General features: G+C 44.3%; 30 protein-coding genes and 1 pseudogene. 22 read left to right on the top strand and 9 right to left on the bottom strand.

Translation table 11 applies throughout. The annotated features are described in order from the left end of the window. Window positions 1–56 precede the first annotated feature (56 nt). Window positions 57–644 (top strand): hypothetical protein, encoded by a 588-nt coding sequence (locus tag FD723_RS42195; protein WP_218651742.1) that lies wholly within the window; start codon window positions 57–59, stop codon window positions 642–644. Here the strand turns inward: FD723_RS42195 and FD723_RS18700 are convergent. The 4 genes from FD723_RS18700 to FD723_RS18685 all read right to left on the bottom strand — a co-directional run bounded on the left by FD723_RS18700 (window position 598) and on the right by FD723_RS18685 (window position 4,067). Further along, window positions 598–1,350, bottom strand: a complete 753-nt coding sequence (locus tag FD723_RS18700; RefSeq protein ID WP_179066668.1) for a DUF3102 domain-containing protein — start codon at window positions 1,348–1,350, stop codon at window positions 598–600. The genes FD723_RS42195 and FD723_RS18700 overlap by 47 nt on opposite strands. Beyond that, window positions 1,347–2,009, bottom strand: a complete 663-nt coding sequence (locus FD723_RS18695) for a sigma-70 family RNA polymerase sigma factor (protein WP_179066667.1) — start codon at window positions 2,007–2,009, stop codon at window positions 1,347–1,349. Before FD723_RS18695 ends, FD723_RS18700 begins: the two co-directional genes overlap by 4 nt. A gap of 85 nt (window positions 2,010–2,094) precedes the next feature. After that, window positions 2,095–3,597 (bottom strand): phage terminase large subunit, encoded by a 1,503-nt coding sequence (gene terL / locus FD723_RS18690; RefSeq protein WP_179066666.1) that lies wholly within the window; start codon window positions 3,595–3,597, stop codon window positions 2,095–2,097. Beyond that, complete coding sequence (locus tag FD723_RS18685) at window positions 3,579–4,067, bottom strand: helix-turn-helix domain-containing protein (RefSeq protein WP_179066665.1); 489 nt, start codon at window positions 4,065–4,067, stop codon at window positions 3,579–3,581. The genes terL and FD723_RS18685 overlap by 19 nt, the downstream gene beginning before the upstream one ends. Window positions 4,068–4,166: 99 nt before the next feature. Here FD723_RS18685 and FD723_RS18680 point away from each other — a divergent pair, with 99 nt between their 5' ends. The 4 genes and pseudogenes from FD723_RS18680 (at window position 4,167) to FD723_RS18665 (ending at window position 6,650) form a co-directional block, all read left to right on the top strand. After that, window positions 4,167–4,952 (top strand): hypothetical protein, encoded by a 786-nt coding sequence (locus FD723_RS18680; protein ID WP_179066664.1) that lies wholly within the window; start codon window positions 4,167–4,169, stop codon window positions 4,950–4,952. 901 nt (window positions 4,953–5,853) lie between these two features. Then, a pseudogene (locus FD723_RS42890) lies at window positions 5,854–5,958 on the top strand (DUF6464 family protein); the annotation flags it as partial. Next, on the top strand, window positions 5,945–6,349 hold the full coding sequence (locus tag FD723_RS18670) for a DUF6464 family protein (protein ID WP_179063515.1): 405 nt from the start codon (window positions 5,945–5,947) through the stop codon (window positions 6,347–6,349). The pseudogene FD723_RS42890 and the gene FD723_RS18670, both read left to right, overlap by 14 nt. Next, entirely contained in the window at window positions 6,336–6,650 is a 315-nt protein-coding gene (locus FD723_RS18665) for a hypothetical protein (protein ID WP_179066663.1), read from the top strand. The genes FD723_RS18670 and FD723_RS18665 overlap by 14 nt, the downstream gene beginning before the upstream one ends. On the opposite strand, the gene FD723_RS18660 is transcribed toward FD723_RS18665, so the two are convergent. The 3 genes from FD723_RS18660 to FD723_RS18650 all read right to left on the bottom strand — a co-directional run bounded on the left by FD723_RS18660 (window position 6,651) and on the right by FD723_RS18650 (window position 8,127). After that, the gene (locus tag FD723_RS18660; protein WP_179066662.1) at window positions 6,651–6,896 is read right to left on the bottom strand and encodes a hypothetical protein; all 246 of its coding nucleotides are present in this window, start codon (window positions 6,894–6,896) and stop codon (window positions 6,651–6,653) included. Continuing rightward, entirely contained in the window at window positions 6,893–7,708 is an 816-nt protein-coding gene (locus FD723_RS18655; protein ID WP_179066661.1) for a tyrosine-type recombinase/integrase, read from the bottom strand. Before FD723_RS18655 ends, FD723_RS18660 begins: the two co-directional genes overlap by 4 nt. 116 nt (window positions 7,709–7,824) lie before the next feature. Next, on the bottom strand, window positions 7,825–8,127 hold the full coding sequence (locus FD723_RS18650) for an HU family DNA-binding protein (RefSeq protein WP_179066660.1): 303 nt from the start codon (window positions 8,125–8,127) through the stop codon (window positions 7,825–7,827). Between the two features lie 92 nt (window positions 8,128–8,219). Between FD723_RS18650 and FD723_RS18645 the strand changes: the two genes are divergently transcribed. The 4 genes from FD723_RS18645 to FD723_RS18630 all read left to right on the top strand — a co-directional run bounded on the left by FD723_RS18645 (window position 8,220) and on the right by FD723_RS18630 (window position 11,897). Then, the gene (locus FD723_RS18645) at window positions 8,220–9,098 is read left to right on the top strand and encodes a hypothetical protein (protein WP_179066659.1); all 879 of its coding nucleotides are present in this window, start codon (window positions 8,220–8,222) and stop codon (window positions 9,096–9,098) included. Between the two features lie 485 nt (window positions 9,099–9,583). Next, window positions 9,584–10,990 carry a DUF4055 domain-containing protein gene (locus FD723_RS18640; RefSeq protein WP_179066658.1) on the top strand — a complete coding sequence of 469 codons (1,407 nt, stop codon included), beginning with the start codon at window positions 9,584–9,586 and terminating at the stop codon, window positions 10,988–10,990. After that, window positions 10,987–11,220, top strand: coding sequence for a hypothetical protein (locus tag FD723_RS18635; RefSeq protein WP_179066657.1), 234 nt, complete (start codon window positions 10,987–10,989; stop codon window positions 11,218–11,220). The genes FD723_RS18640 and FD723_RS18635 overlap by 4 nt, the downstream gene beginning before the upstream one ends. A gap of 74 nt (window positions 11,221–11,294) precedes the next feature. Next, window positions 11,295–11,897 (top strand): hypothetical protein, encoded by a 603-nt coding sequence (locus FD723_RS18630; protein WP_179066656.1) that lies wholly within the window; start codon window positions 11,295–11,297, stop codon window positions 11,895–11,897. Between the two features lie 180 nt (window positions 11,898–12,077). Here FD723_RS18630 and FD723_RS18625 read toward each other — a convergent pair whose 3' ends face one another. Beyond that, window positions 12,078–12,323 carry a hypothetical protein gene (locus FD723_RS18625; RefSeq protein ID WP_179066655.1) on the bottom strand — a complete coding sequence of 82 codons (246 nt, stop codon included), beginning with the start codon at window positions 12,321–12,323 and terminating at the stop codon, window positions 12,078–12,080. A gap of 36 nt (window positions 12,324–12,359) precedes the next feature. On the opposite strand from FD723_RS18625, the gene FD723_RS18620 reads away from it, so the two are divergent. The 13 genes from FD723_RS18620 to FD723_RS18560 all read left to right on the top strand — a co-directional run bounded on the left by FD723_RS18620 (window position 12,360) and on the right by FD723_RS18560 (window position 18,067). Next, window positions 12,360–12,830 carry a hypothetical protein gene (locus FD723_RS18620; RefSeq protein ID WP_179066654.1) on the top strand — a complete coding sequence of 157 codons (471 nt, stop codon included), beginning with the start codon at window positions 12,360–12,362 and terminating at the stop codon, window positions 12,828–12,830. A gap of 1 nt (window position 12,831) precedes the next feature. Beyond that, complete coding sequence (locus FD723_RS18615; protein ID WP_179066653.1) at window positions 12,832–13,101, top strand: hypothetical protein; 270 nt, start codon at window positions 12,832–12,834, stop codon at window positions 13,099–13,101. Next, entirely contained in the window at window positions 13,098–13,400 is a 303-nt protein-coding gene (locus FD723_RS18610; RefSeq protein ID WP_179066652.1) for a hypothetical protein, read from the top strand. The genes FD723_RS18615 and FD723_RS18610 overlap by 4 nt, the downstream gene beginning before the upstream one ends. 55 nt (window positions 13,401–13,455) lie before the next feature. Then, entirely contained in the window at window positions 13,456–14,022 is a 567-nt protein-coding gene (locus FD723_RS18605) for a 3'-5' exoribonuclease domain-containing protein (protein WP_179066651.1), read from the top strand. A gap of 9 nt (window positions 14,023–14,031) precedes the next feature. Beyond that, complete coding sequence (locus tag FD723_RS18600; protein WP_179066650.1) at window positions 14,032–14,208, top strand: hypothetical protein; 177 nt, start codon at window positions 14,032–14,034, stop codon at window positions 14,206–14,208. Continuing rightward, window positions 14,205–14,618 (top strand): hypothetical protein, encoded by a 414-nt coding sequence (locus FD723_RS18595; RefSeq protein ID WP_179066649.1) that lies wholly within the window; start codon window positions 14,205–14,207, stop codon window positions 14,616–14,618. Before FD723_RS18600 ends, FD723_RS18595 begins: the two co-directional genes overlap by 4 nt. 49 nt (window positions 14,619–14,667) lie before the next feature. Beyond that, the gene (locus tag FD723_RS18590; protein WP_179066648.1) at window positions 14,668–14,886 is read left to right on the top strand and encodes a hypothetical protein; all 219 of its coding nucleotides are present in this window, start codon (window positions 14,668–14,670) and stop codon (window positions 14,884–14,886) included. Window positions 14,887–14,943: 57 nt separating this feature from the next. Next, the gene (locus FD723_RS18585) at window positions 14,944–15,333 is read left to right on the top strand and encodes a hypothetical protein (RefSeq protein ID WP_179066647.1); all 390 of its coding nucleotides are present in this window, start codon (window positions 14,944–14,946) and stop codon (window positions 15,331–15,333) included. After that, on the top strand, window positions 15,330–15,671 hold the full coding sequence (locus tag FD723_RS18580) for a helix-turn-helix domain-containing protein (protein WP_179066646.1): 342 nt from the start codon (window positions 15,330–15,332) through the stop codon (window positions 15,669–15,671). The genes FD723_RS18585 and FD723_RS18580 overlap by 4 nt, the downstream gene beginning before the upstream one ends. Window positions 15,672–15,948: 277 nt before the next feature. Next, window positions 15,949–16,371, top strand: a complete 423-nt coding sequence (locus FD723_RS18575; RefSeq protein ID WP_179066645.1) for a hypothetical protein — start codon at window positions 15,949–15,951, stop codon at window positions 16,369–16,371. A 23-nt stretch (window positions 16,372–16,394) separates the two neighbouring features. Continuing rightward, window positions 16,395–17,093, top strand: coding sequence for a hypothetical protein (locus FD723_RS18570; RefSeq protein ID WP_179066644.1), 699 nt, complete (start codon window positions 16,395–16,397; stop codon window positions 17,091–17,093). Between the two features lie 88 nt (window positions 17,094–17,181). Beyond that, window positions 17,182–17,463: a hypothetical protein gene (locus FD723_RS18565; RefSeq protein ID WP_179066643.1), complete on the top strand. Its 282-nt coding sequence runs from the start codon at window positions 17,182–17,184 to the stop codon at window positions 17,461–17,463. Between the two features lies 1 nt (window position 17,464). Beyond that, the gene (locus tag FD723_RS18560; protein WP_179066642.1) at window positions 17,465–18,067 is read left to right on the top strand and encodes a hypothetical protein; all 603 of its coding nucleotides are present in this window, start codon (window positions 17,465–17,467) and stop codon (window positions 18,065–18,067) included. Between the two features lie 214 nt (window positions 18,068–18,281). On the opposite strand, the gene FD723_RS18555 is transcribed toward FD723_RS18560, so the two are convergent. After that, the gene (locus FD723_RS18555; protein WP_179066641.1) at window positions 18,282–18,620 is read right to left on the bottom strand and encodes a hypothetical protein; all 339 of its coding nucleotides are present in this window, start codon (window positions 18,618–18,620) and stop codon (window positions 18,282–18,284) included. Between the last annotated feature and the right edge of the window lie 66 nt (window positions 18,621–18,686).

The following is an 18,686-nucleotide window of genomic DNA, read 5'->3' as shown; positions in this document are numbered from 1 at the left end:
CCAGTCACTCACTGGACATATTAGAATTGTCCAGTGGGTGACTGGACAAGTTAACAATGACTGGACAAACCATCAAAATATCTAGCCTGCAAGAACGTTACAGGCTGAACTCTAGGCAAGCGATTTACGATCGCATCAATGGGCTAGGAATAAGACCAGTTGCTCCAGGTAAGATTTCTTCGGAGCAACTGGAGCAACTGGACAGACTGGACAAGCATATTCGGGGCGGGGGTGCGATCGCTGATTTCCCCATCCAGCCAGAAGTCCAAATGGACAAACTGGACAAGTTAGACAAACCAAGTGGACACATTGAATTTAATAACAGTGAGGCGACTGCCATCAATGTCATGGCAGAACTGATGGAAAAAATGATGTCTTACACCTATCAAAGGCACTCATCAGTATTGGCTAATTACGAGGAACTAGAAAAAGCAGCAGAATTTGAATGGATATTGCCCACTTCTAAAATTAAAGAATTGATAGGAATCTCCCCAAAAACGACAAAGGATAGTGATACTTTCATTCGCGGGAGTTTCGCCTTTATAAAGCAAGGAAAGATTGGGAATGAAACTGGCTGGAAGGTAGCAAAGCAAGTGTCTAGCCTTGACTTAAAATGGCTAAATCCTGTCCGCCTATCAACTTAGCAGCAAGACCCGCCGCATCACTTGGAAGATGTTCTTTACCAATACTCAAACTGGCTGCTAGCACAGCTTTTAGTTCATTTTCTGATAAATATTCAATCACTAGCGCGATCGCCTCTTTCAACTGCTCAGAAATATCCTCCACCTCCACGTCAATAATCTCAGCATCCACTGGCTGCAAAGATTGAGATTCTGGAACCAGTTCTTTTTTGAGGAAGGGAATTTCACCCTTAGAAGTTCTGCAAAGTATTACGTCTCCTTTGCTCAACTCCTCTTTAACTTCAACTGTCTCCCCGTAGCACGCATGGTCTTTTAGTGCTACCTTATACTTTGTAACTGGCAGTGACGGCGGCGATTCTGGTTTTGGTTCGGCAGCTGCAAGGGCGATCGCAACCCTGAGTGAAGGTAATGGTGAATCAGAAGCGAAACGCGTTTCGTTTCTTAGTTCATCCCACTGTTTAATTATCCGATGCCATTCCCTAGAAATCTTCATCAAAAATTGGGCGTGACGCATCGTAAAGCGACAGTTTTCTTCCACCCAAGAAGTGAATTGACCATAAGGTAATTCAGCTTTTACTTGAATTAATAAATCCCCAGCTTGTTTGTCGCACAATAGCGCTTGCTGCAACTCATTAATTCCAGCTTTGTAAAACTCTTTCGATTTATCAAAAGCCTGATTAATATTAATAGCTAATTCTGATAAATTCATAATTCTTCTTGTGTTAATGATATGCGTAATTTGACCAAACCTAAATTAATGTAAGCCTTGATTCTTTCGGGACTCGCCTTTTGGCGTTTGGCAATATCTTGAATCGAGTTGTTGCTGAAAAATTTTTCAACAATGGCAGTTCGTTGGTTAGCTTGCAGCTTGCTCAAGTGTTTCAGCACAGCCCTATCGTCAACCTCTTCATCATCGGCTTGCATAGGCTCATGAAGAAGTTCATCTAAACTAATAGTTATATTGCTATCAAGTGCTTCTATCTCTCGCCATTTTTCTTCACTTATGCCTAATCCCAAGGCAATTTGTGAAGCATCTATATCTCTGCCAAGCATGAAGAGAGACTTCTGCAATCTCCGAACTTTAGCTTTAGTTTCAATAGCAGTGCGTGGAAGTTTCACGCTTTGCCATTGGTCACGTAGATGATGTTGAATTTCCCCTTGAATGTAGGGAATTGCAAACGAACTAAAAGCGTTTCCCGTGGCGGGTTCAAAGCGATCGGCTGCTTTTAGAAGCCCGATATAACCCAATTGATACAAATCCTCATAAGGCTCCCGGCACACCTGGGACATCCGATGGACGACCTTATGGACTAACTTCTCATTTGACTGAGCCAATAAATTCCGTTCATTAACAGCGATCGACCGCATAAGGCAAGCAACCAAATATATAATCAGGTTATTTGGTGGCAAGTAATACAGTCATGAGCAGCAGTACTGAAAATTGATATTTACTTCATGAACCCCAGGTATTGTCATGACTAACTGCCCAGTAAGTAACTTTACTCGCTAGCCAGTTAATTGCTTGACTAGTGCCGTCTACCTGATCATCATTGCTGCCATTGGGGAAAGTGCTAAATTCCGCTACATAGTCACCCACCCAGGAAGCAATACTAGGGTCGGGCAAGAAAACATTACCAGCTTCAACAAAAGGTGCGATCGCAACCGCACGTACCAATTTTCCGCCTTCCGGCTCAATGGCAATAATTCCAGGTATTTCGCGCTCTAGTGAGCTAATCACGGCTGGGCCATTCGCTTTATCTTCAACCAGTTTTGCGGTGGAATTCGGGTATTTAGCGGACAGGGCGCGGATTGCTGCGATCGTGGTGGGGAAGTCCATGCGATCGCGTACCTGGTCAAGCAGATAAAACTGTCCCCCACGTTTACCCCAAACTTGCCCAACGACGAAATCTGATTTTTTGGTTTCCTTGAAAGTGCAGTCCCATGACTGGATAATTAGCTCAAAATCGTCCGGTGCGACTTTGTAATACTTCCACCATGAGCGTTTGAAGTGTCCGCCGTCGGCAGGAGCGGGTCGTTGTTGGTGCTGTCCGGCATAGCCATAGGAGCCGAGTGCTGTTTTTTCCTCTTGTAATACCTCCTTTGAGAAGCGTTCTGGAAACATCAACTCCCCTAGTTCTTTTCTAGGGTCAACCCAGCCCAACGCTGTGGGTGAAAGTTGAGTTTCAAATTCTTGGGGGATGCACAGATGTTGCCATCTGCCTTGCTTGAGAACGTGACCTGATAAATCCTGTTCGTGCAAGCGCTGCATGATACCAATCCGCACAGATGACTTTAGATCATTGACTCGGTTACGAATAGCGCTATCCCAGCGATCAATAACTCCCTGTCTGATAAGTTCAGAGTTTACTTCTTGTGCATCGTGTGGATCATCCCAGAGAAGGCAATCCCCGCGATCGCCTGTGATCCGGCTGTTGAAGCCAAATGCACTGCGTACACCACCCTTTGTGTTCCAAAAACTTGTTTTGGAATTATTGTCATCTCGCAACTTCCAATCTGGTGAAAAGCGCTTCTGATACCAATCACTCTCAACCACATCCCGACAATAGACGCTATCTCGCAAAGCCACGCGGGGATTAGCTGAAAGGAAAATAGCTCTCCAGGAAGGGCAAATCGTCCAAAACCAAGCAGGGGTGCAAACAGATACCACCCGACTTTTCAAACTCCCTGGCGGGACATTGATTAAAAGGTTTTGGATTCGCTGGACGTAATGCGGATTTGTTTTATGCTTAAACCAATCAAGCAGGGTTTCTTGGATATGCCAGCACATAGCATCAATGTGCCAATTCCAAAGCAATTCTGTGCTGGGTTCCAAAACTTCCCAGCTTTCTCGCACAAAGTCTGACAAAGAGAGCGTTACCTTGACTGTCTGCAATGCAGCTGCGTTAACAGCAGCTTGCTCCCACTGCTGTCTAACGCTTACGCTCTTTTTTGCCACGCATTATTCAACTCAATCAGAAATTCTTCAGGGCCGATATCAAGCTCAATCACGCGTTCGACCAAATCAGCCACCGTCTCAGGCTTCAGTTTACGCTTCAGTTCAATCAGCTTTACAAGTGCCGTCGCCATACTGCCTTTACCTAGTTCCGCACTTGGTAGTGAAGCATGGATGTCAGCGATCGCACTTTCAATCACTTCAATATTATCCAGTCCCTCGCTCGTGTCGCGTCGTCTAGTAGCTTCCCGAAGCTTCGTCCCTCTAAGCTTCTCATGAGGCTTTAGTTGAAGTTGAACGACGTTGCTGTTTTTAGCATTTTGTCTGTGCGAATCCCAATCACCATCTTTTGCCCAGCGATCAATAGTGCGACGAGTAACGCCAAGGGCAGCAGCTATTTCTTCAGGTGGGACACCTGTAATATACTTTGCCTCAGCAAGCTTGATTTTGTCGCTATCTTTCTTCCTGGACATTATTGGACAATATAGAAATTATGATTTTATGGACAAATCCAGGATTCCCTACTGAGTAGCGATCGCAACCTTTTTGTCTGATTTGTCTAACGATTTTTTATGAGCAATTTTCCGCCACAACGAATTGAGGATGCCCTAAAATTTTGCTGTTGTTCTCCCTATCGTGACCGACAGATTTGTATTTACGCTGGGGGAGGGAGCAAGACTCAGCATGATATGTATTGGGCTTATGCGATTTTTGATGCGAATGGCGATCGCTTGTCCTATAACAACCTGACAAATTGCTTAGATGTTGATGACGGACTCAGGTTTTGTGAGGAGCTAATCGACAAATGGGACGAGCCTGTAAGCTATGAGGATATCAGGTTGTGGCGTGATATTTGTGAGTATTTGAATCAACGGAAGGCTCCTACTGATTCACACTACATAACACTTAGAGTCCCAGGGTGCGATCGCCTCGTTGGCTACGATCGCACCCACAGACAAAAACTTTGGGACAAGTTCAAAATCCAGTTGATAGTTTATGAAAAATTTTCCAAGAAGCACGACGGCTGGAAACTAAAAGGCAATTGGGAAGATAAAATCGACTTTTTAGAGCAGGTTTACATCCTGGGGCGCGATCCCGATAGTTTGCCTCGTCCCTGGCTGGATAAGTGGGAAAGGAAGCAGCAAACCTTGAAATATCGGGAATTGGCAGATGCTTTAAAGGCTGTGGAACAGAGATTAAATGTTATTCACAACTGCGATGAGTGGACGCGATCGGGGATAATTGACTACCTGACAGACAACCCAATCATGCTTAAAAGTCAGTTAGAAAACCTAAGTTATCGTTGTAGGGAAGCTAAGAGTTTGTTGTCAAAACTATTAAGAAATGAACCAGATTGAGAGAGTTGAAGAGTGTAGCTACACGTTGCGTCTATGGTCGGATGCTGCGTATGAAATCGATACCAGCAAAATCAAAAGCTTGTTGAATCTAGCAATTCAACGATTGGGTTTTTATTCGCAGATTGATGCTCGTTATTCCCATTTTGAGCGCAGATGGCAGATTCGTTTTTGTTGGCAATCAGAATCTTCGGGACGACAAAGCTTTGAGCAAATTTTAGATGACAGCCAGCTTGTATGCGCCAATCCCGTGTTTCTTGAGCGTTTAGCGTTCGATCTTGGCGATCGCATTAGAAGAAGCACCGCTCCCGATGACAGTCAAAACTGGGTTATCGTCAAGTACAGAGAGGAGCATTTCGCTAAAATTCATCAGGCAGGAAAAAGGTCAATTAATCTGATTCTGTACGAGGTTACACAAGAGGGTGACTTGTCCAGCAACCACACAACAGTAACAATTAGGGCGCGGATTCCATCTGATGCCATCAGAAGAAATGACGGTGTAGAAATTGGTGGAATGTTACTGCAAGGTGAACTGCTGGGATGGGTCGAAGATGGTCAACAAGGCTGGTTTCTGTTTTCTCCTAACACTCAGCAGGTGAACACCTCCCATAGTTGGGCGGATGAACCCCGCATCACTTTCACCACCCGCCCAATAACTAACAGACTGGCTTATTTTGAGCGAATACGCCAAATGTTTGAACAAGGACAAATCGAGATACCCAGAAGCGGATATTTTGACCAAATTCTGATGGATTATCCGAGACATGGAGACAGAGCAAGGATAGTAATGCCATTTCAAATGCCAGGTATCGAGCCATCTGGTGTGCCCTTGCAAGAATTGAGAGGCCGCCTTGAAGTGGAAAGACTTGAAGTCATGTTTCCAATCCCAAACGCAATAAACGCAATAGGAGATGTTAGTTGCGAATATAATGCAAAATCCCAATATTTAAGATGCACCGTCAACCCGTGCGGCCCATGTGAAGGGTGTCAACATTATGAAAAAATTTGATTGGTTTACGATACTGGGTGCGATCGCCGTTACCGAAAATACTGTCCTTATGATTGCCCAAGGTGGCTGGTTTACTGTTGCAGGGCTAATATTTGGTGGTATTTGGATATGGGTGGCGTACTGGGATTGGAAGAACAGGCGACTAGTTCAAACACTAGATTATTTAAGCCGCAACAGAGCAGAAGTGGAATCTGCCGACTCTTGTCTTCGTAGCCTAGCCGAAGCTGGAATTTCGACCGCAGAGGCAATTGAGGCTTGTAGCCGACACAGTGAACCTCGTGGTTGCGTGGGGGATGCGAGTTGTAGGTGGAATGCGCGATCGCCCTACATTCGGTGTGCTATAAATCCCAGTGGGGAGTGCCAGGGGTGCAAGCACTATGAGCGAATCTGATATGTTAATTTACTCAGCATCAGTTGTGTTCCTGGCAGGAGATATTACTAAAAACTATCCTGTTTGCTCCACTTCTTGCACTTATACGTCCTTTGAAGCTTTCCTGAACTTTTGCTTTTTAGAAGCGCAAAATTGTGAATTATTTGAATTCTCTAATATTTCTATTAGTGCTATGGAAGTAATACAATTACCCCACAACAAAAGACTCTGCTTACAAAAAAAGAAAGAAATTAATATTGAAAATTACAATCCCATCAAGGCAAAACTTTATTTAAATGAAAAGACCAACGGGCTTAATTAATCACACACGATAATTCAACCTAGCTTCTTTGCAAACTCCAAACAACCGCACCGCCTCAACTTCTGCAACCTTTATCCCACAATCTGCCACCACATCCAAACTTTCATCAACACTACCTTTATAGGCAGCCCAGTCATCGCAATTGCCAATTCGGGCTACATAAAGGCAATCGCCGTTATAAACGTAGAGTCGGGTTCTAGGCTGAAGGTCAGCAACAGTTGCACGGGATACGTTGATGTAGTTCATAGTCCAAGGTAGTTACTACTGGAATCCTCTGGATTGCTCTCTAGGTATACATTCGTGACACTAATATTACTGTGTCCTAAAGAGTCCCGCAATAAGTCAATGCGCGCGCCGCCAGCGTAAGCGTGCTGGGCGTGCGCGTGCCTCAGCCAATGGCAAGAAACCTCCGACTTGATCCCAGATGCCGCCGCAGCTTGCTTGATTATCCGGTGTGCTGTTGTTCGTTCTATGGCGTTGCCTCTAACTGAGGCAAATACGGGCGAACTTTCATGCGTCTTACCCCGCAACTCTTCTAGCTCTGCCCAGATTGTTGCTGGCACTAATACCGTTCGGGGTTTGTCGCCTTTGCCCAAGATAGTTACTTGAACTTCCCCAGTGTCGCGCTCATAAAAATCACTCCATACTAGACGGCATATCTCACTTACCCGCATCCCAGTGGCATAAAGTAGCCTCAAAAAGCAGTAATCGCGCAACTTCACATTTTGGCGCTTGGCGGTCAGCTTCAAAACTTCTTTCTTCTTGAGAATCCGACCAGCTAGCGAGTTACTGGCTTTGGGTATTTTTAGGGCCGCCGCCACATTGAAGCGAACATAATTTAATTTAGCGGCAAAGCTATAGAGCGACTTCACCACATTCAGCTTGCGGCGCTTGGTGCTTAATTTAATGCCTTTTTCGCCCAAGTAATTGGAGTAGGCTTGCAAATCTTCTAAATTGCACTCTGCCAGGCCTTTAGCTGCAAACCCAAAGAATACTTGTACATCGCGGCGGTACTCTTTTTTGGGTAGAAATGGGCCGGCCGTGCAACCACATCTCAATGAGTTTTTGGTCAGTCGAGACGCGGGAAATGGAACTCATGAAGACCTTGAAATATCACGGTTTTAGAGTTCCAAACACTTTATGCTGCAAAATTCATGTTTTGTTGCATAAAGTATTATGCTGCAACTTCGGCAGGTTCAAAATTACCAGCCACTTTTTCTTTGAAAGCCTTTCCAGCCGAAAACCCAGGCACACGGGTCGCCGCAATCTCCATCTTCTCATTGGTTTTTGGGTTACGTCCTTCGCGTGCCGCCCGATCGCGCCTATCAAAGCTCCCAAATCCCACCAACGTCACCTTGTCGCCATTCGCTACAGCTTCAGTAATCACCTCCAATGCAGCAGTTAAGACTGCATCAGCTTGCTTTTTGGTAACACCAGTCTTGCCAGCTACAGCATCCACTAATTCACCTTTGTTCATTTCCTTACCTCAAAGCACCGTAAACAAAGGAACTTTAACACCGATGCCTCTTTACAGGAAAGGGGGAAAGGGAAGAGAAATTAGGCGATTTTATGAATATTAACAATGGTGAATTGCTCTCGCGGCTATTTGATGAACCAAAACTGGTAACAGCCTTAAACCAAGTGATACCCTATATTTCAGTATTTAAAGAACAGACTATCTTAAATTTAAGGTGTGCGAGTATTTCATCGCTTTTGACTCTGCTCCAGTATCGCCAAGAACTTTTTCTTAAATTAAAGCCACTTTTAGGCTATGAAATATGTTTAGAATGTGAAGAAACTGGAGCGAATAATATGGTTGCAATTGCAGAAAGAATAACCGTTGACAACAGCGCCACAAAAACGAGATTCTTAAGCCTAGAAACGTTAGCAAAAGCCACAAGCACATCGCCAACTGAAGTAAAAAAACTACTTGGCAGAGCCAAAGAAGTAATTCACCCGATGGAAGACGGCTCGGAGATGATTACCGAGGATGCCTTTGATAGCGTGGTTTTGCAATGGGCAAGGTCTTTCAAGGATGATACATCTTCTGTTGCTACAGCAACAACAGAGGCTCCTAACAAGACAAAAACAACTCGCAATTCTACGACAAAGTTATTAACTCAAAAACTAGCCTCCGATGACATTGCCAAAATTAAGGGAGGGAAATCCGCAGGTTCTGCTAACTTAACCCTCAAAGGGATTCAAATAACTCTTGAAAACTTTTTCAACAAGGTGCGATTAGAAGATACGACCATTGTTGATGCAGTTTCTGCCTTTATTGAAGGCACAAGCGAATTTGGAATGGCACTTAGAAAAGAGATATTAGGAGCCTATAAGCGCTCATTCAAGGGTTTAGATATCTCAGAAGTGGAAGCAAAGCTTATTACTGGAGCCAAAGCTTACCTGGAAAGAACAAGCACTCCAGAAACAGAGGAAGTTCAGAGTTAATATATAGATGCAATTAAATCCTGAACCTGAGTTACACGATCCTCGTGAGACGCTGAAGGCTAGGGACTGCTAGGCAGACGGTTGATATTTCCTGTTAGCATACCGGAGCCGAAAAAGAGCAAATAAACGGGGATGTGATCGCTTAAACCCTACAAAATGCGTTGCGTGCGGACAGGGCGATCGTGGCAAGGCAGCACAAGTGACGAGTGCATGGAAGCCACAATACAGGAAACTGAGGCGTGGACTTGGAGACGAAGTAAATAAGCTCTTGTGGGTTTGACTCCCACCTTTGCCCTTGATAAAATACGATGTTGACAGAGTGGCAGAAATAGTAAATGCACGAACGTGGTTTACCGCACGCAATCGTTCTTACACTAACCGGAAAGTAGGAGGTGCAGGTGCAAGTCCTGCCTTTGTCTTTTGATCAGCTAGGAAGGTGCTAGCTTTGGGGAATTTTGGCTACGTACACCCACTAATTACGTAGCTTGCCTCCCAACAATACCAACAATACCAACAATCTACCCTCAACCCTATCCCTAGCAGCTGCTGCATATTCAGGCAATCTGCTGCTACTGCTTGATTGCTGGAATAATTTGGAGGGGCGAGAAAGGGCTTATCTTCCCAAGGAAACCAAGGAGCCGCCCCAGGCTTGGAGCGATCGCATCCGTCGCACCACCTTTGACAATCGTTTTGAACCCGCAATCAAAGACTATGCAGGGCTTTTAAGCGTTTTTAGTCTCAATGATGATACTGCCCAATCGATTCTCGACAATCAGAACAATATCGACCAGATGGGCAATGACCTCTGGACATTTTTTCACGAGGTTGACCAATACTGTCTGCGGGATGGCTGGTGTGGGGTGATGGTGGAACACCCGCCAGAAGATCCCAACATTAATTCTCAGGCTGATTTGTTAGAGAGCGATCGCCGTCCATACTTAGTACTAATAGATAGGCGAGACATCCTCAATTGGCGGACAACCAAGATAAACGGCAAACCCCAATTAACGCGAGTGACCATTCGCGAAACTCGATTGGAGCCGGATGGAGATTATGGGGAGAAAGAAGTTGTTTACTATCGTGTGCTGATTCCTGGGGAGTACTTTGTTTTTCAGATAATCAAAACCAATAAAGAATCGCAATTGCTGTTGGTAGATCAAGGGGCAACCAGCCTTACAGAAATTCCCCTGGTTTATTACTCCGTCACAGAAAGCGGTTTATTCTCTGCTAAAGCACCGTTTCTGAACCTTGCCAAGCTCAACATTGAACATTTTCAGAAACGCAGCCAATTAAATGAGGTGCTTCGTAAATGCAACTTACCGGTGCCAGTGCGGAGGGGATTAATAAAAACGGTAGATGACATTAAAAAAGTCCCCCCGCTGGTGATTGGCCCCAACTCGGTACTAGATATCCCCAACGACGGGGACTTTTTCTTTGCTGAACCTAGCGGGGTGGCGATCGCAGCTTCCAAGGACGATATCAAAGACCTAGAAGCGGCGATGGATCGTATGACGCTGGACTTTTTGACCAGTGGCGATCGCCAGAAGACCGCTACTGAGGCAGTGCTGGAATCTACCAAAACCAGCGCCAACCTCAAAGGCGTGGCCCGGCGGAAGGAATCAGCGATGCAGCAAGTTTTTGAACTTTGGGTGGCTTACACCGGGGAAGCTGAGGGCGGTGGCATTACCCAGGATGAAGATTTGCTATCAATGCCACTGACACCAGAACAAACAGGCAAGCTAGAAGACCTTCAAACTCAAGGGCTAATCAGCCACCGCACTTTGCTGCTGCTATTGCAAGCGGGTAAGGTACTACCCCGACAATTTGACATCAATGCTGAGGTGAGTTTGACTGAAAACTCTACCAGTACTGACAGGATACTTGCCTCATGATGTACAAACTTATGTCCCCAGAAGGCGAAATCGTGGAGTTTGAAAGTGTTGCCCAGTTTTGTCGCAAACAGGGATTGAATGCTGCCAATATCTACAACGTTTTGCGCGGTGTGGGTAAAGTCTGCCACGGCTGGAGACTTGTAGATCCAACAAAACCTTATTGCATGGAGCGAAAGAGGAAGAATGACCAAATTCAGTGGACAACCCCTAACCCTAGCCCAACTCCTTAAACTCTCCACCATCCGCCAATCTGATGTGGATGAGATGGTCAAAGCTTCTCTACCTCATGAAAAATTTTTCATAAATGCCATACCAATTCGATCCAAGTAGCCATAGATACCGCGACTCAGGAACAGGGCGCTATGTGCGGCAAGTTGATGTGATGCGCTTTGTTGATGAGGAGATTTCTCGTACCGAAGTGCGATTGAAGGGGCACGCAAGGCTTTTGGCGCAGGGGAAAATCGACATCCCCGAATTCCAAACTCGGATGGCACTGAGTTTGAAGGAGTCCCACCTGCGGGTTGCGGCCATTGGTACAGGTGGAACAAAACAATTTACACCTACACATTATGGCAAGATTGGGGCACAACTCAAGAAGCAGTACAAATTCCTTCACGGCTTTGGGCAGGATTTAGCAGAGGGGAAACTGACCCCAGAACAGGCGATTAGACGGGCTGGAAGTTATGCAAAATCTGCCAAGACTAGCTTTTTTGAATCGGAGTTTACCAGTCGGGGTAAGTATGGTTTTTACGCCAAACGCCTGTTAGATGCCCAAAGTAGACATTGTGGATCGTGTATTAGCTACCAGAGGTTAAGCTGGACACCTATTAAAGATGTTATTCCGCCTGGGGTTGATTGTGAGTGTGGGGGGCGGTGTCGGTGTCGGCTGCTGTTTCGCAAGATTTGAAACAGGAGAAATCATGATGCATACTCTCGCTTATACAAAGTTGAACACCAGTAAATCCTCCTTTCTCGTCAGTTATCGCTCTCGGACTCCAGAACTGACAATATTTACAGGGCGGCTCTTGAATGTTCAGTGGTTTAATAACCTCACCCGACTTAAAAAATCCCCACGGATTAAATGCTTTCATTTCTCACCCATGTTAATGAATCGCCACCATCCATCCCTGCCTTGAAAAAGTCTTAACTCAATTGTTGTTACAGCAAGTGGTTGCACGATAGGCAAAACCATATCTTTTTCTAAAGAACAAGGCAATGGACTAATTGGTGCAGGAGAGGCATTCGCTATCAATATTCTGTAGCTTCCATAAACAGCGATCGCCTCTTCATAAGTGGTAAACCTTTTGTCAAGAATCTCTTGGATATTCACCATAACTGGAACTCTTGATTACAAATTACGGATATTATTATGCCATTCACCTTAGAACAGCGATACCAAATATTAACTGCCCTCAATGAGGCACTGCTACGCACCGATCAAATGCGATCGCAATACGCCGATTCACCCAACGACTTTTACCGCTTTGACGCCACACTAACACCCACTGAATATCAGAAAAATCGCCCAGTACCACTGCTATTTCAAAAAGATGATATCTGGGCAAGGCTAGATAAAATCGAGCTTGAGTCTGAATTTTTAGTAGCTCAAGTTTTGCAAATATTAGCTGATTTCCAGGCTATTGAAAGGGCGATCTTAAGTGAGCGAAGTTCTGTTAATGCCGCACTAAAACGCGCCGATGTTTTGGAGTGGGAGACGGGTTCAAGAACTTCAGGAATGTTAGCTGGAAGAGATGACTTAATTGAAAAACTGCGCTATCAATTAGGTTTACCACCGTCCCCAGATTCAATAGGTGGAGGTGGAATCTTGTTGAGGAGCTAATATGTCAATTGCGCTTCCTGTATGCCTTGAAACTGCTGTTATGCTGCGGATCAGAGAAATCAAACAGTCGGGATATATATCAGATTATTTATTAGAATCGGTCAAAGAGACTGCTGATTTAATTGCATACTCTGGCGATACTTTATTATTTGATAATAAAAAAGCTGGGGCGATTTTTAATAAGGTGGCACTAGCTGTTGCTGTTATGTCTTTTCAATCTGGCGGTGTACAAATCTTTGGATTCAAATTTGAATCTGTATTTGAATTATGATGTTAAATCTTTGCACAGCTAAATACAATAGTTTAGTGTGGTTCAAAACATACATTACCCCAGGCAACGGAACACCGGGGGAAGGTGGTACACCGCTAGAATCTCTCCAAGACTGGATTAATAATTGTGATATGTGGATAGATTCCTACAAAAATAGCGAGATTTCTTTGTCAAAACTTGCAGAGCTTTTGGGGATATCGATTGAGGGAGCAAAGCAAATACTTGTTGCTGAAAATATAGAAGTTGAGCTAGGAACCCTAAATCAATCTGAACTGGAGGAAGATATTAAGAATGCTTGAGGGAGAGTTTATACTGTGGTGTTGGGAAGTTTTACGGTTTATTTAGCAGATTAATATGCGCCACTGGCTATACACCGAATTCATTGAGGATGGTCGCACAATAGAACTTATTTCTATTGGGATTGTTGCCGAAGATGGACGAGAACTTTATCTCATAAATTGGGACTGCAATTTCAGCAATGCTAATGATTGGGTTAAGGCGAATGTATTATCTCATCTTCCCTTTCAGCCAATTGATAGACCCGAAAAAGGAAAGAATGTATGGCAATCTAGAAGCGATATTCGAGATGCGATCGCATCTTTCTTAGGGTGCGAATTCCAAATGAATCAAGAGCTTAATTATGTTCTTAAAGATGGGATCGAAAGCCCTGAATTTTGGACATACTACGGAAGCTACGACTGGGTGGTTTTCGCTCAATTATTTGGGACAATGGCGCGCCTTCCGAAAGGCTTGCCGATGTACACCAACGACATTAAGCAATGGTGCAAACATTTAGGCGATCCAGAATTACCCAAACAAGGCAAAGGTGAACACAACGCACTCGCCGACGCACGCTGGAACAGGCAAGCTTGGGAATTTTTGAGAACCTTTGAAGAAGATTGCATAGTTGAGCGAGGATAACATAACAATATGGAATCAGAAGAACTAAAGATAGCAAGAATCGCATATCAAGCTTATGGCAAAACAACAGACTTCAAAAACTATCAAGGATTGCCTATGCCTGAATTTAAAGATTTACCAGGGCAAATTCAGCAAGCTTGGATAGCAGCAACACAGGCTGTAGTTAATTATATTTCTGACGAATGACCTCACCATTTTCTGGCTTTGAAAACACCACTCTCACATTCCAGGTTGCCGATGGCACTTACACCACCAATGCTGCTGGCAACCGATCGCTGAATTACCAATCTATAGTAATCAAAGCAGTTCTCAAGCCCACAGCAGACACTAGCACAGTCAATCGCTATGCTAATGAAATTCAGCAATTCGCTGGCGCTGATGGTCATGCCACGCTACTAGAAGGGTATTTAGTTGAGCCGCAAGTTTACCCCCAAGGGGTTGAGTTTTTGATGGAAGCTGATATTGAAATAAACGTGGCAATTAACAAGCCAGAAACAGGGAGATTCAAGCTGTTACCTGTGGTGCAATCCCCTTATGTAGTGGCAATGGCGATTGATGCAATTACGCCAATTCGGGGAGTGTTTAGGAGGAATTGATAATGGCTCAACCAGAAATCGCAGAAGATCCAAAGTTGGATGCAAACCTATGATTAATTTGCAAGGTGACAGTGAATTTCATGAAGGCTGGTTACACGGTGTTTTCAAGCTACCCTGCATACCAGAAATACCCAATAATCTAGCTAATGAGTCTTGGCGGTTAGGATATCAAACCGCAATAGAGACTGGGGATAATGCAATTCTGGCTATACCGCCTATGATTAAAAACGGGCAAATTATTGTTACAAACAAAACCAATAATCAATGATTTGCTCCTACAAACAAAAGTTCATCACTTGAAAAATGCAACAAGCAAGAAATAAAAGTGGGCAAAATCAATATTGATTTAAATAAGATAAATTCAGCCATTAACAAAGCTTTTGACGTGGTAGTTGGGGCACAGGGAGAGGCTTTTCAAAATGCGATCGCCTCCGATATCTGGGAATGGCCGCGTGAAACCCTCCGCCAAAACGGTGATTTAGTAGGCAGTCCTCGCAACATTTTGGATAGCGAAGAATTGTATAATTCTCTCGTAATTACCCGGAACGCCAATGCTGCTGAGTACACCTGGGAATCCGATCATGCCGCGATCGTCCATGATGGAGCAACTACTAAAAACGGTACTGAACTACCTGCAAGGCCTTGGACAAAAGTAGGTTTAAAAGAGTGTGACGCAGCAGGCATAATGCAGAAACAACTCAACAAATATCTGTGAAATACTCTCTTGATCTAGAACGATTATCTACCTTAGTTCGCGATAGGCGTAGTGATAAAAAATTGCGCGACGTGTCCTTAGAAATTGGCAATGTTAGCCCATCTACTCTTTCACGAGTAGAAAGAGGTCAATCTCCTGATATGGAAACTTTTATAGCACTTTGCAATTGGCTAGATGTTTCGCCCTCTGTATTTTTTAAAGGCGCAGAAACTAATAAACACTTGTCCGTGCCAGAGGCGATCGCTCTCCAGTTGCTATCGGACAAAAATCTTGATTCAACAGTCGCCAACGCTTTGGCTATTCTTGTCAAAGCCGCGTATCGTGACCTTAAAAAGTGAACGCACTTCCTGAAAAATTATTCATCAACTGATTTAGTAGGCTTCAGTATGCGCGTCCGAGGCTACATAGAAAAGCGGACGCACCCCAAGTCTTAAGTCGAACGATACAGCGTAAACGGTAATATCTCCACATTTGTTACCCCAAATTCTTCTTGCTTCTTTTAAAGCCGATTCCTCAGAAAGTGCAATAAAATCCTCAAACCAATAAGGGAACTTTGGGTGATGAAATTGAATTGTGTACTTTTTCAAATTCCTCCGCTTTAATTTCTAACAACACATGATTGATATCCTTATTTTACGCAATGATGTATTACTAATATTAGAAAACTTACTAGGAACTTACACCTTCCCTGATCGCTCTATAAGCCCCGCATTAGCCTGTCTCCCCGACCCAGACAAAGGCTGGAATTATCCTGAAAACGGCACAAAAGTTTCAGGGTTGGAAGTAGTAATTAAACAGCCATACCCGGATGTGAGTGCAAATATTGGGGGCGATCGCACTTTCACGAACCTATGGGAAATTCACCTCAAACAGTGGGATACAAATAAAAGTTTGGTGGAAGTAATTGGGCTTTTGAGCGGCGATTTACCTGCCCATTACCTAATAGAAAGAGTCAGCCCAATGCCAGGCTCGGACAAGCTGCTCACTGTGGAGCAATGCAAAATTTTCTTAAAGGATTGGGAAGTGAGGGAACCCTGACTGCGGTTTAACCGGAGATCAGAATGAGCAAGACTTTCCAAGTTGGTGCGGGTAATAAAGTAAAGCTGTATGTGGCATTACTTCCACTGGGCGATCGCACCGAGCCAGAAGATGTGAGCATTACGGCTGCCAGTGGCATCACCAGTGCAGCAACTAGCGTGACTGTAACTGCATTGACAGGGGCGATCGCAGGTGGCACACCTTTGACCTTTGATAACGGCACAGCAACACTTACCGTTTACTTATCCAAGGACGCTAAAGCAGGTGATACCACTCTGCACATTGAAGCTACCACTGCTGCCTTAACGGGCAGTTCAACGGCTGATTACACAGCGAAATTGCGGTTGCTTGGTGGTACTCAGTTAAGCGTCGATCTGAACGCCGATCGCGCTGACGTACTCGTTTTTGAAGACCTTTTGGGATACAAAGACGGAGCAATTACAGGACAGTCTTGGCAACTGCCCTGGCAAGCAAATTTATTAAGCGATGATGAGGCTTTTCGCCGCATTTTCTATGCTGCCTCTCAGGCTGTATCCGGTAGGGAAATTTTTGTTTGGCAGCAAGATCCACCTCCCAATGGTTATGCAGTAGGCGATGGATTGAAGGGCGCTGCTGTGATTACCAATTTCCAAAAGCAAATGAATTCTACAGCGATCGTCACTACTTCTTTCACCCTAATGGGGCAGGGTTCACCCACAATCACCAGATTTTCTTTGGTCTAGTTTTTTTACACAAATACCTATTCCTAGAAGCGCTTCTGCACTACAGTGGCGCTTTTTGTTTGGGGAATTTTGAGAGAGTACACCAACCTTGCCAGAAACAATGGCGATCGCACCCCCAAAAAACGACTCTCGCCTCGGCAAAGGATACTCCTATCTATTTGCATTATTCTTGACAACCCTGATCGCGGCTCAGTCAACAGATATTTCCTTTAAATTTAATAAGTCTGGGATTGAATTTGCGATCGCCTCTCGCGAACTCAACGCTCAAATCTTCTATCCGTGTGTTGTTTTGATAGCTGGAATTTTAGGATTGCCAACAGATGCGATCGCTCTGGCTTTTGGACACTTTTTGACCAAGGGGCGAGAGTAATGTGGGATGGATCGAAAAGTTACAACGATGGATCTCAAAGCTTTTCAAGGGCAAGAAAAAGCGTCGCAGTTCCCCAAAAATTATCAAGCGCTGGTACGGGAAATATTGCGCCGTTTTGCGAATTGAGAGAACCACCCCAGGGGGACTTAGCACCTACCGCATCACCTCAAGATACGGAGAATGCGATTACCTTATCACGCTGGATTACTTGCCCGATTTACAAGCAGAAATGGCTGGGGAATTCAACGGAACCCCTTTCCGCTTGCGATCGCACTCTCATCCATACAATTCTGCACTTACGCACCGCTTTGCAGTCTGGCGCGTTTTTCGCAATGGGAGTAGCATTCCTATTGGTATTTGGGATTGCGATCTCGAAGGATTTACCCAAAGTTTTGCACTTCGACAACTCGCGCCCCGTCGTGCAGCTGCGGGTGTTGCCCTAGCGCCGCTTTCACTTATTCATATCAGTAAGAATCCCAAACTTTCATGGCAAAACCAGATTGAGCATCTAGACTGGCTTTTACTCTTAGAGCAGAGGATTAGAGGGGAGCTTTCAAATCCGCATCACAACTTGAAAGCGATCAATGTTTTGCAACAGCCATAGTTGAAAAATTTTTCATGAGGGGTGATCATTCTCACCTTCAGCATCATTCAAGTTTTGCGCCTGGAGATGAAAGCCCTCTTGAGCATATAAAAAAGGTTATTGAACTACTCCAAAAAAATTGAGTCAACCACGTAAGATTCATTGTTTTTTGAAATACGAGCAAGTGATTCGCTGGCTTTTTTTGTGAAGTGAATTTGCTAAAAACTTCTGCTTATCAGGTTTTGTGGTATTTAGTACCAAGTAATTGATCAATACTGGACAGCATCTTTTCAATATTTGCGCCATCAGTGAGGCAGATGTTAGTCTGTTCAAAATGCCATTGCTCGGAATCAAAAATATCCCAATTAATGTTTATGTTTACAGTAAATAAGTCAGTTTCGTCATAAAAACCAAAGGCTAGACTTACAAGTGTTACGAATGAGTCTTTTTGCTGAACATAAGTGTATTCCCCTGCTCCTTTGACTAGCTGCAAATCATAGGAATTAGTAATATCTGCAACTTTGTCAAGCAATTTCTGCTTGAATTCAATTATTCGAGAACTTTTCTTTGCCATAGCAGCACTCCTCACCTAGCTTTTTAACAATTCCAGTAACACAAGTATGAAAAATTTTTGCGTCAA

It is taken from the genome of Nostoc sp. C052, assembly GCF_013393905.1.
Lineage (GTDB): Bacteria > Cyanobacteriota > Cyanobacteriia > Cyanobacteriales > Nostocaceae > Nostoc.
Note: the sequence above shows the minus strand (reverse complement) of the source record. Positions and strands in the feature narration are given on the sequence as shown.

Coding starts and splice junctions, on each gene's coding strand:
- FD723_RS18605 (WP_179066651.1), top strand. CDS start 13,456: ATGCGCCACTGGCTATACACCGAATTCATTGAGGATGGTCGCACAATA.
- FD723_RS18700 (WP_179066668.1), bottom strand. CDS start 1,350: ATGAATTTATCAGAATTAGCTATTAATATTAATCAGGCTTTTGATAAA.
- FD723_RS18680 (WP_179066664.1), top strand. CDS start 4,167: ATGAGCAATTTTCCGCCACAACGAATTGAGGATGCCCTAAAATTTTGC.
- FD723_RS18555 (WP_179066641.1), bottom strand. CDS start 18,620: ATGGCAAAGAAAAGTTCTCGAATAATTGAATTCAAGCAGAAATTGCTT.
- FD723_RS18570 (WP_179066644.1), top strand. CDS start 16,395: ATGAGCAAGACTTTCCAAGTTGGTGCGGGTAATAAAGTAAAGCTGTAT.
- FD723_RS18595 (WP_179066649.1), top strand. CDS start 14,205: ATGACCTCACCATTTTCTGGCTTTGAAAACACCACTCTCACATTCCAG.
- FD723_RS18665 (WP_179066663.1), top strand. CDS start 6,336: ATGAGCGAATCTGATATGTTAATTTACTCAGCATCAGTTGTGTTCCTG.
- FD723_RS18685 (WP_179066665.1), bottom strand. CDS start 4,067: ATGTCCAGGAAGAAAGATAGCGACAAAATCAAGCTTGCTGAGGCAAAG.
- FD723_RS18630 (WP_179066656.1), top strand. CDS start 11,295: ATGCCATACCAATTCGATCCAAGTAGCCATAGATACCGCGACTCAGGA.
- FD723_RS18645 (WP_179066659.1), top strand. CDS start 8,220: ATGAATATTAACAATGGTGAATTGCTCTCGCGGCTATTTGATGAACCA.
- FD723_RS18620 (WP_179066654.1), top strand. CDS start 12,360: ATGCCATTCACCTTAGAACAGCGATACCAAATATTAACTGCCCTCAAT.
- FD723_RS18660 (WP_179066662.1), bottom strand. CDS start 6,896: ATGAACTACATCAACGTATCCCGTGCAACTGTTGCTGACCTTCAGCCT.
- FD723_RS18625 (WP_179066655.1), bottom strand. CDS start 12,323: ATGGTGAATATCCAAGAGATTCTTGACAAAAGGTTTACCACTTATGAA.
- FD723_RS18635 (WP_179066657.1), top strand. CDS start 10,987: ATGATGTACAAACTTATGTCCCCAGAAGGCGAAATCGTGGAGTTTGAA.
- FD723_RS18590 (WP_179066648.1), top strand. CDS start 14,668: ATGATTAATTTGCAAGGTGACAGTGAATTTCATGAAGGCTGGTTACAC.
- FD723_RS18575 (WP_179066645.1), top strand. CDS start 15,949: ATGATTGATATCCTTATTTTACGCAATGATGTATTACTAATATTAGAA.
- FD723_RS42195 (WP_218651742.1), top strand. CDS start 57: ATGACTGGACAAACCATCAAAATATCTAGCCTGCAAGAACGTTACAGG.
- FD723_RS18650 (WP_179066660.1), bottom strand. CDS start 8,127: ATGAACAAAGGTGAATTAGTGGATGCTGTAGCTGGCAAGACTGGTGTT.
- FD723_RS18695 (WP_179066667.1), bottom strand. CDS start 2,009: ATGCGGTCGATCGCTGTTAATGAACGGAATTTATTGGCTCAGTCAAAT.
- FD723_RS18610 (WP_179066652.1), top strand. CDS start 13,098: ATGATGTTAAATCTTTGCACAGCTAAATACAATAGTTTAGTGTGGTTC.
- FD723_RS18600 (WP_179066650.1), top strand. CDS start 14,032: ATGGAATCAGAAGAACTAAAGATAGCAAGAATCGCATATCAAGCTTAT.
- FD723_RS18670 (WP_179063515.1), top strand. CDS start 5,945: ATGAAAAAATTTGATTGGTTTACGATACTGGGTGCGATCGCCGTTACC.
- FD723_RS18615 (WP_179066653.1), top strand. CDS start 12,832: ATGTCAATTGCGCTTCCTGTATGCCTTGAAACTGCTGTTATGCTGCGG.